The sequence below is a fragment of the Nguyenibacter vanlangensis genome (genome assembly GCF_013376155.1).
Lineage (GTDB): Bacteria > Pseudomonadota > Alphaproteobacteria > Acetobacterales > Acetobacteraceae > Gluconacetobacter > Gluconacetobacter vanlangensis.
The window spans coordinates 1-1777 of the sequence record NZ_JABXXP010000580.1; the positions used below are offsets into that span (position 1 = coordinate 1).

The 1777-nt window shown below is 66.7% G+C and carries 2 protein-coding genes and 2 tRNA genes; 3 read left to right on the forward strand and 1 reads right to left on the reverse strand.

Annotated elements, in window-relative coordinates:
• Window positions 1-243 (reverse strand): NAD-dependent epimerase/dehydratase family protein (locus tag HUK84_RS23805; RefSeq protein ID WP_374729381.1); only part of this gene is annotated, 243 nt, incomplete at its 3' end.
• 80 nt (window positions 244-323) lie between these two features.
• On the opposite strand from HUK84_RS23805, the gene HUK84_RS16875 reads away from it, so the two are divergent.
• The 3 genes from HUK84_RS16875 to HUK84_RS16885 all read left to right on the forward strand — a co-directional run bounded on the left by HUK84_RS16875 (window position 324) and on the right by HUK84_RS16885 (window position 1538).
• Window positions 324-410, forward strand: a tRNA-Leu gene (locus HUK84_RS16875).
• 181 nt (window positions 411-591) lie between these two features.
• Window positions 592-678: transfer RNA gene (locus HUK84_RS16880), tRNA-Leu, on the forward strand.
• Between the two features lie 221 nt (window positions 679-899).
• Complete coding sequence (locus tag HUK84_RS16885) at window positions 900-1538, forward strand: ribonuclease D (RefSeq protein WP_176641309.1); 639 nt, start codon at window positions 900-902, stop codon at window positions 1536-1538.
• Window positions 1539-1777 lie beyond the last annotated feature (239 nt).

Below are 1777 nucleotides of genomic sequence, written 5' to 3' on the forward strand. Positions count from 1 at the left end.
CGCCGCGCGATCGGCGCGCCGGCCGACCACCCGCACCACGTACCCGTCCTCCGCCAGGCGCTGGACGACATGGCGCCCCAGGAATCCCGATCCGCCGATGACGGTCGCCACGCGTCGCGTCGCCATGTGCCCCTCCTGCCGTGCAGGCCGGAAACGGCCGATCCTACAGGCGGTTGCCCCCTGAACGCCCCCGCCCCCTGCGACAAGGCCCTGCGCAACAAGCCGGCGCAACAAAAACGACATGAATCGGCAAAGCCATGTTGACCGGCCCGGGGCCAGGGAGTAAACGGCCCCTCACCACCCCGGAGACGGGGGCCTTCTGAGCCCAGATGGCGGAATTGGTAGACGCGCAGGTTTCAGGTACCTGTGGCCGCAAGGTCGTGGAAGTTCGAGTCTTCTTCTGGGCACCATTCTTATCCGATCCGAAAGGATCCGTGCAGGCGACCGCGTCAGGCGGCCGCCTTTTTTGTCGTTTCCGGCCGGACGCCACGATACGCCGCACCGGAAAAAAATGTGCAAACACACCCTGTTGACCGACCCGGCGTTCCGGAGTAAACGCCCCTCACCACCCCGGAAACGGGGGCCTTCTGAGCCCAGATGGCGGAATTGGTAGACGCGCAGGTTTCAGGTACCTGTGGCCGCAAGGTCGTGGAAGTTCGAGTCTTCTTCTGGGCACCATCACGCTTCATGGGTCGCGGCACGCCGGCATCGCCGGCGGCGCGCCCGTTTGCGATGTCCCCCTCGCACATTCTCGGCACCGCCATTATATGTCCGGCATGGCGCGATTGCCCCAAGGTCCTGTGCCCCAGGTCTTGCCCGCGAAACTCTTGTCAGAATTTCTCGGATCGGCAGGCCACCAAGTTGATTCTAGCGTCGTCGTTTTTTTGCGCCCTGGATGGATGCCTTCTATGACCACCACGTCTCCTTCGATCCAGTTGCATCGCGGCGACCTGCCGGACGATGTCTCGTTCCACGGGACGATCGCGGTGGATACCGAGGCCATGGGGCTGAACCCGCATCGCGACCGGCTGTGCCTGGTGCAGATTTCCGCGGGCGACGGCAACGCGCACCTGGTGCAGATCCTGCCTGGCACGCCCAGCCCCAACCTGGCACGGCTGATGGCCGACCGCACGGTCATCAAGCTGATGCATTTCGCACGGTTCGACGTGGCGATCCTGCAGCACGCGCTGGGCGTGACCGTGGCGCCGGTGATCTGCACCAAGATCGCCTCCAAGCTGGTGCGCACCTTCACCGACCGGCACGGGCTGGCGCATCTGTGCCGCGAATTGCTGGGCGTGGACCTGAGCAAGCAGCAGCAGACCTCGGACTGGGGCGCGGCCGTGCTGACGCCCGAGCAGCAGGCCTATGCCGCGTCGGACGTGCTGCACCTGCACGCGCTGTGGGCGAAGCTGGAGGCGCTGCTGCACCGCGAGGGACGGCGCGCGCTCGCCCAGGCCTGCTATGATTTCCTGCCGGCGCGGGCGCGGCTGGACCTGCTGGGCTATGAGGAGCCGGACATCTTCGCCCACCGGGCATGAAAGGTGGCGGCGGTTCGCCCTTCGGCTCCGTTGACGAGCCCGGCCATCATGGCAATACACAGGCGGCATGACCCAATCCGCGTTGCATGACGATACCGGCGCCGGCCCGGCCCATGATCGGCTTCTGTCCGACATCGCGGTCGCGTGCCGGGTCCTGGCCAGCGAGAGCAACGGCCTGGCGCAGCTTTCGGCCGCGCTGCGCGTGGGCGGCGCCGATCCCGCGGCGGATTCCGGCGGGC

What these genes read in the sequence shown, in the direction of transcription:
- HUK84_RS16885 (WP_176641309.1), top strand. Translation starts at nt 900, where the DNA reads ATGCCTTCTATGACCACCACGTCTCCTTCGATCCAGTTGCATCGCGGC.